This window comes from Pseudomonas sp. 05N434 (genome assembly GCF_056396965.1).
Map to the genome: position 1 here is coordinate 1 of NZ_JBFTMK010000277.1, position 7099 is coordinate 7099.

Sequence of the window (7099 nt, forward strand, 5' to 3'; positions counted from 1 at the left end):
CCTGTCGCCGGAATACCTGCGCTACTACTACGCGGCCAAGCTGAGCCGTGGCGTCGATGACCTGGACCTGAACCTCGAAGACTTCGTGCAGAAGGTCAACTCGGACCTGGTCGGCAAAGTCGTCAACATCGCCAGCCGTTGCGCCGGTTTCATCAACAAAGGCAACGCTGGCGTGCTGGTGGCCGGCAACGCCGCGCCAGAGCTGACCGAAGCGTTCCTGGCCGCAGCACCGAGCATCGCCGAAGCCTACGAGGCGCGTGACTTCGCCCGGGCCATGCGCGAAATCATGGGCCTGGCCGACCGAGCCAACGCCTGGATCGCCGACAAGGCGCCATGGTCGCTGAACAAACAGGAAGGCAAGCAGGATGAAGTCCAGGCCATTTGCGCCCTGGGTATCAACCTGTTCCGCCAATTGGTGATTTTCCTCAAGCCGGTGCTGCCGCTGCTGGCCGCCGATGCCGAGGCGTTCCTGAACGTCGCACCGCTGACCTGGAACGACCACGCCACCTTGCTCAGCAACCATCAGCTGAACGAGTTCAAACCGTTGATGACCCGCATCGACCCGGTAAAAGTGCAAGCCATGACCGACGCCTCGAAAGAAGACCTGACCGCCAGCCAGACCGACACCGGCGAAGCTGCCGCGCCTCAAGGCAACGGCGAACTGGCCAAGGATCCGCTGTCGCCGGAGATCGAGTTCGATACCTTTGCCGCGGTCGACCTGCGCGTCGCCCTGATCCTCAAGGCCGAAGCCGTCGAAGGTGCCGACAAACTGCTGCGCCTGACCCTGGACATCGGTGACGAGCAACGCAACGTGCTCTCCGGCATCAAGAGCGCCTACCCGGACCCGGCCAAGCTTGAAGGTCGCCTGACCATGATGATTGCCAACCTCAAGCCCCGCAAAATGAAATTCGGGATCTCCGAAGGCATGGTGATGGCGGCCGGCCCTGGTGGCGAAGAAATCTATCTGCTGAGCCCCGACAGTGGCGCCAAGCCAGGTCAGCGCATCAAGTAAAGTCCTGCGCTAAACCGATCCCACAGTCGTGCCCGGCGCGACTGTGGGATTTTCATATCTGGCCCACCCTCCTTCCTTGCCGGATAATGCCTAATCTCTTTTTAGAGAGCCCCTTAAGAAAGCCCTGTTCTTACCGGCACGATCATGACCGAACTGCTTCTTACGCTTATCAGCGCTGCCCTGATCAACAACCTCGTGTTGCACTGGCCGCTGGGCGTCGATCCGGTGCTGGGCAGCGAGCGGCGACAAGTGCATGCATTGGGCATCGCGACGACGTGCCTGATGCTGATCGTCGGCACGCTCGGCCATGCGCTCTACCACTGGCTGCTGGTGCCGCTGGGGCTGACGTCGCTGCGACTGTTCGTATTCCTGCCGCTGAGCGCTCTGCTGATCGGCCCGCTGCTGAAACTGCTTCCACGGTTATTCGCCAAGCTTTCATTCGAGGGTCTCTGGCCCCTGCTGCTGGGCAATGCCGGCGTGCTTGGGCTGACCCTGCTCAACGCTCAGGACGACAAGGGACTTTTCCACGCCATAGCCTTGAGCCTCGGTGCCGGGCTGGGTTTCTGGCTGGTGCTGAGCCTGTTCAGCGACTTGCGCCAACGCACACTCGATAACGATGTCCCCCTGCCCTTTCGCGGCCTGCCGATCGAATTGATCGGCGCCGGATTGATCGCAGTGGTTTTTCTCGGATTCAGCGGGCTGATCAAAACATGAGTCTGATTCAACGCATCGATGCCCTCTTGCCGCAGACCCAATGCGGCAAGTGTGGCCACCCCGGATGCAAACCGTACGCCGAAGGCATCGCCAGCGGCGAGCCGATCAACAAGTGCCCACCGGGCGGCAGCGAAACCATCGCGGCCCTCGCCGAGCTGCTGAAAGTGCCGGTGCTGGAACTGGACGTCAGTCGCGGTTCGGCACCGGCGCAAATCGCGTACATCCGCGAAGCCGAATGCATCGGCTGCACCAAATGCATTCAGGCCTGCCCGGTCGACGCGATTGTCGGCGCGGCGAAATTCATGCACACGGTCATCGTCGACGAATGCACCGGTTGCGACCTCTGCGTGGCGCCCTGCCCGGTGGATTGCATCGAGATGCATCCGCTACCGCTGGCCACGCTGCCGATTGTCGGTGGGCTGGCGTTCAGCCTGGAGGAGCAACAGGCCCGGGCCGCCAAGCGCAACCGCGCGCGACGTCGCTTCGAACAGCGCAATGCCCGCCTACATCGCGAAGAGGAACAGAAACTCGCCGAACGTCAGACCCGCGCCCAACGCGCCGTGCAGCACAGTGAAGTGACGCTCGACCCGGTTCAGGCCGCGCTCGAGCGCGTGCGTGCGCAGAAGGCCGCCAATGCCGATGCGGCGCTGAAAAAGGCCAAGGTCGATCTGGCGATGAGTCGGGCGCAGCTGAATAAATCGCTCAAGGCCTTCGGGCATCCACCGACCTTCGAACAGCAATCGCAACTGATCGTGCTGCAACAGCAGTTCGAAGCTGCCGAACAGGCGCTGTCGCTGCTGGAAAGCAGTGCACCGGTGGTAGCTACTCCACCTGTTCCGACAAACGATGCCGAGCTGAAACGGGCGAAGATCCAGTTGGCCATGCGCCGCGCCGAACTCAAGAAGGCTCAAACAAACGAAGCGCCGGCCGAACAGATCACAGCATTGCAACATGCGCTCAGCGAAGCCGAGCGGCAGGTGGATGCCTATGCCGCCCCTTGAATCGGTGGATGAACGCCTTCAGCAGGCCATGAAGCTGGTGTTGCTGGCCACCCTGCCGGGAATGCTGATGTTGTTCTGGCTGTACGGTTGGGGCGTGTTGATCAACCTGATTCTGACGGCAGCTACCGCACTGGCCGTTGAAGCAGCGGTGTTACAGCTGCGCAAGCAACCTGTAAAACCGACAGTGAGCGATGGCAGTGCGCTGGTCAGCGCGACCCTGTTGGCCCTGGCCTTGCCGCCTTATTGCCCATGGTGGCTGACGGTCAGCGCTGCGGCATTCGGACTTTTTTTCGGCAAGCACCTGTATGGCGGCGTCGGCAGGAATCCGTTCAACCCGGCGATGCTCGGTTTCGCCCTGGCTTCAGTGACGTTTCCTCAGCAAATGACCCATTGGCCGTCGTCCCACGGCATGGACTTCCTCGCTGGCCTGCAACAAGTGTTCGGCTTCAACCTCGGCCAGACACCAGACGCGTGGGCCCAGGCCACCGCGCTGGACAGCCTGCGAATCAACAAAAGCCTGACCATGGACGAACTGTTTGCCGGCAACCCGGCATTCGGCCATTTCGGCGGCCGGGGCGTGGAATGGGTCAACCTGGCCTTCCTGGCCGGCGGCGCGTTTCTGCTGCAACGGCGGGTGTTCAGCTGGCATGCGCCGGTCGGCATGCTCGCCAGCCTGTTCGTCATCAGCCTGTTGTGCTGGAACGGTTCGGGCTCCGATTCCCATGGCTCGCCACTCTTCCATCTGCTCACTGGCGCGAGCATGCTGGGTGCCTTCTTCATCGTGACGGAACCGGTATCCGGCGCGAAAAACCCCACGGCCCGGTTGCTGTTCGGCGCCGGAGTGGGGCTGCTGACTTACTTGATTCGCACGTGGGGCGGCTATCCCGACGGGGTGGCTTTTGCCGTCCTGCTGATGAACCTCTGTGTACCGGCGCTGGAGCGGTTTGCTGCCTCCAGACAAGCGCAGGTCAGCCCATGAACCGAGCGACAAGCGTTGTGACCCTGGTATTACTGGCAGGCCTGGGGACAGGCGCGACTTACCTCGCGCAGTACACCAGCGCCGCACGCATTGCCGCCGAACAACGCCTGATCGACAGCCGCAATTTGCTGGATCTGCTAGCGCCCGACAGCTACGACAATCAGCCACTGGAACACCCCCTCAACGTCGAAAAAACACGCCTGCCCAACAGCACGCTGCTGAATGGCTATCTGGCGTCCAAGGCCGGCCAACCGAGCGCCGTGTTGCTGCGCAGCCAGACACTGGGCTACGCCGGCGCCATCGATTTGCTGATCGCCATCGACCCCCATGGCACGTTGCTGGGGGTCAAAACCCTCAAGCAATCGGAAACCCCGGGGCTGGGCGGCAAGCTCGCCGACTGGCCCAATGCCTGGCTGCAAGTGTTTACCGGCAAGTCTCTAGGTGAACCAAGCGACACTGGCTGGGCCTTGAAAAAGGACCGAGGGCAATTCGATCAGATCGCAGGCGCGACCATCACCTCAAGAGCGGTGATCAATGCCACCCACGATGCATTGCGTTACTTCGATGAACACCGGCAACCGCTGATCGGGAGCAGCGCCCATGAATAAGTCATCAACCCTGCAGAACTCGCTGATGCTTGCGCCTCTGATCGGCGTCACTGATTCGTTGGTAACGGCTCTAGGCCTGTGGCTGATGTTCGCTCTGGTGCTCAGTGTTTATGACGTGAGCATGGGTATCTTGCGCTCACGACTGATTCCGGCAACCCATTTACTGGCCTGCCTCCTGCTGGCTGCCACACTGACCAGTTGTGTGGAACTCGCCATGCAAGCCTGGTCGCTTCAATGGCACCAGCATCTGGGGTTCTATACCGGATTGATCGCCTTGCAATGCGTGGTGCTGGAACATAACGGTTTTTTCCAGGGCACAAGGCGTGACCGCCTGCGCCTGTGCGGCCTGTTCGGCGCCTTGATGATTGGCCTGGGCCTGCTCCGCGAGCTTATCGGCAACGGGACACTGGGTAGCCATCTGCCCTGGCTGACCGCTGCCATGCAACCGGACTGGCAAGGTTGGGTGCTCACCGCTGACGGTGGCCTGCGCTTGGCCACGCTGGCCCCCGGCGGGTTTATTCTGCTGGGGCTGCTGATCGCCGCACGTCAGGCCTGGACCCGCCCCTCCCCCACATTGACCTCCTTCGAGGAAACGCATCGCCCATGAATGCCGCAAAACGTCTGGAAATTTTCCGCAGGTTTCACGAAGACAATCCTGAACCGAAGACCGAGCTGGCCTATTCCTCGCCGTTCGAACTGCTGATTGCCGTGATTCTCTCGGCGCAATCGACCGATGTCGGCGTCAACAAGGCCACCGCCAAACTGTTTCCGGTGGCCAATACGCCGGCGGCGATTTATGCCTTGGGCGTTGAAGGATTATCGGAGTACATCAAGACCATCGGCCTGTATAACAGCAAAGCAAAAAACGTGATCGAAACCTGTCGCTTGCTGGTAGAGCGCCATGGCGGTGAAGTACCGCAGACCCGCGAAGCGCTGGAAGCGTTGCCCGGCGTCGGCCGCAAGACCGCCAATGTGGTGCTCAATACCGCCTTTCGTCAGCTGACCATGGCCGTGGACACCCACATTTTCCGGGTCAGCAACCGTACCGGCATTGCTCCGGGCAAGAATGTGGTCGAGGTGGAGCAGAAACTGATGAAATTCGTGCCGAAGGAGTATCTGCTCGACGCCCATCACTGGCTGATTCTCCACGGACGCTACGTTTGCCTGGCCCGCAAGCCGCGTTGTGGCAGCTGCCGGATCGAGGACTTATGCGAATACAAGCAAAAGACCTCGGACGATTGAGGCTCTATTAGTTTTCTTGATTAGCCGATTGAAAAAATCTTTTTTACCCGCCGGGAAATTGTCGATATAAGGAGCGCCAAAGGCAGTCTTAGCCTGGAGTTAACCTTATGAGCACTGGCAAAGAGCAATTGGACGTAGAAGACGACTTCACCGCCGTTGAGGCCGATGACGCAGAACCGGTGGTGGAAGTAGCGAAGACCAACCTGAGCAAACGCCGCACCATCGACAATCTGCTGGAGGAGCGCCGACTGCAAAAGCAATTGGCCGATTACGATTTTGACCTATGACACCTAAAAGCCTCCCGAAACGGAGGCTTTTTACTAAGTGCCCATCCCCGACAAACGCCCGCTCATCGCCCCTCGTCAAACGCTGGCATACTCATACCAGGCCATTACGTTGAGCCAATTCAATAAGATCGACCAGTGAGCGAGCATTGAGCTTCAGCAACAGGCGAGTCTTGTAAGTACTGACGGTTTTATTGCTGAGGAACATCCCATCGGCGATTTCCTTGTTTGTCTTTCCTCGGGCCAACTGCTGAAGGACCATCATTTCCCGCCCGGACAAACGATCCACCATATCGGCTTCACTGGCATTCCCAAGACTGGAGCGCACAGTATGCAGCGCCTGATTAGGAAAGTAGCTATAACCTGACAATACAGCCTTTATTGCACTGAGCAACTCAGTAAGGTCCTGTTGTTTACAGACATATCCGGCGGCACCCGATTGCATACAACGCATGGAAAAATGTCCTGGAGCCTGGGACGTCAATATCAGCACTTTAAGAGGCATCGCCGCCGAGGTCAGGCGCGCGATAACTTCCAACCCATCCAGCTTCGGTATTCCAATATCCAGGATAACGATATCCGGCATAAGTTCACGAGCAAGTTGCAATGCATCCACGCCATTGTCTGTTTCTGCAATGACTTCGTAGCCATGACGCTCCATTAGCATACGTACCGCAAGACGCGTTTCACCCATGGCATGCCGTCCCCCTCGACCACTCGCACCGAGAGACATTACCTACAAACAACACGGATTATTCCTACAAGAAATCATTGCGCATGATGAGCCAGGGATTTTATTGGCCGAACACTGCTAAACGCTTCGACAATGTCTTTGTAACAATTCACCCCCCAAAAAAACAGGGTTCAACGCCCTTGGTCCGACAGACCGTGACTATTAAGCTACCCTTAAAGGCAACGAGTATCTTGCAGAATCTTACATAACCTGGCCCGAACCACTCGAAAAAACTTACATACAGCAACACTTCACAACTCAAACAAACCCACACAACTTTAAAACAAATAAACAGYCATACCCAGACCCAGAACAATACAGTTACTATATCAACCTCAACCACACAACAAAAAGAAACTTAAAATAACAAATACAAAAAAACACACTCATACATGCATCACCACCAAAACACACCCTATAAACCAACAGAGAAAAAGATAATACCTAATGAGTAAAAAACATGACAAAACTCAAAAAAAGAATCACCAACCCCATGACAATCATTGCAATATTTGCAGCACTGTCC

At 58.1% G+C, this 7099-nt stretch carries 9 protein-coding genes; 8 read left to right on the forward strand and 1 reads right to left on the reverse strand.

The window, feature by feature from the left end; genetic code table 11:
- From metG to AC1DLB_RS17800, 8 genes are all read left to right on the forward strand, one after another.
- Positions 1 to 1012: methionine--tRNA ligase subunit beta (gene metG, locus AC1DLB_RS17765; protein ID WP_477785367.1), on the forward strand; the 1012-nt coding region annotated here is incomplete at its 5' end.
- Between the two features lie 144 nt (positions 1013 to 1156).
- Positions 1157 to 1726 (forward strand): electron transport complex protein RnfA, encoded by a 570-nt coding sequence (locus AC1DLB_RS17770; protein ID WP_477744529.1) that lies wholly within the window; start codon positions 1157 to 1159, stop codon positions 1724 to 1726.
- A complete protein-coding gene (gene rsxB / locus AC1DLB_RS17775; RefSeq protein WP_477744528.1) occupies positions 1723 to 2727 on the forward strand; it encodes an electron transport complex subunit RsxB in 1005 nt (334 codons plus the stop codon). The genes AC1DLB_RS17770 and rsxB overlap by 4 nt, the downstream gene beginning before the upstream one ends.
- A complete protein-coding gene (locus AC1DLB_RS17780) occupies positions 2714 to 3706 on the forward strand; it encodes an RnfABCDGE type electron transport complex subunit D (RefSeq protein ID WP_018926597.1) in 993 nt (330 codons plus the stop codon). The genes rsxB and AC1DLB_RS17780 overlap by 14 nt, the downstream gene beginning before the upstream one ends.
- Complete coding sequence (locus AC1DLB_RS17785; RefSeq protein ID WP_064616314.1) at positions 3703 to 4314, forward strand: RnfABCDGE type electron transport complex subunit G; 612 nt, start codon at positions 3703 to 3705, stop codon at positions 4312 to 4314. The genes AC1DLB_RS17780 and AC1DLB_RS17785 overlap by 4 nt, the downstream gene beginning before the upstream one ends.
- On the forward strand, positions 4307 to 4921 hold the full coding sequence (locus AC1DLB_RS17790) for an Rnf-Nqr domain containing protein (protein WP_018926599.1): 615 nt from the start codon (positions 4307 to 4309) through the stop codon (positions 4919 to 4921). Before AC1DLB_RS17785 ends, AC1DLB_RS17790 begins: the two co-directional genes overlap by 8 nt.
- The gene (gene nth / locus AC1DLB_RS17795; RefSeq protein WP_018926600.1) at positions 4918 to 5556 is read left to right on the forward strand and encodes an endonuclease III; all 639 of its coding nucleotides are present in this window, start codon (positions 4918 to 4920) and stop codon (positions 5554 to 5556) included. The genes AC1DLB_RS17790 and nth overlap by 4 nt, the downstream gene beginning before the upstream one ends.
- Before the next feature lie 107 nt (positions 5557 to 5663).
- A complete protein-coding gene (locus AC1DLB_RS17800) occupies positions 5664 to 5843 on the forward strand; it encodes a PA3496 family putative envelope integrity protein (RefSeq protein WP_018926601.1) in 180 nt (59 codons plus the stop codon).
- A 91-nt stretch (positions 5844 to 5934) separates the two neighbouring features.
- Here AC1DLB_RS17800 and AC1DLB_RS17805 read toward each other — a convergent pair whose 3' ends face one another.
- Positions 5935 to 6534: a response regulator gene (locus AC1DLB_RS17805; protein WP_477785368.1), complete on the reverse strand. Its 600-nt coding sequence runs from the start codon at positions 6532 to 6534 to the stop codon at positions 5935 to 5937.
- Positions 6535 to 7099 lie beyond the last annotated feature (565 nt).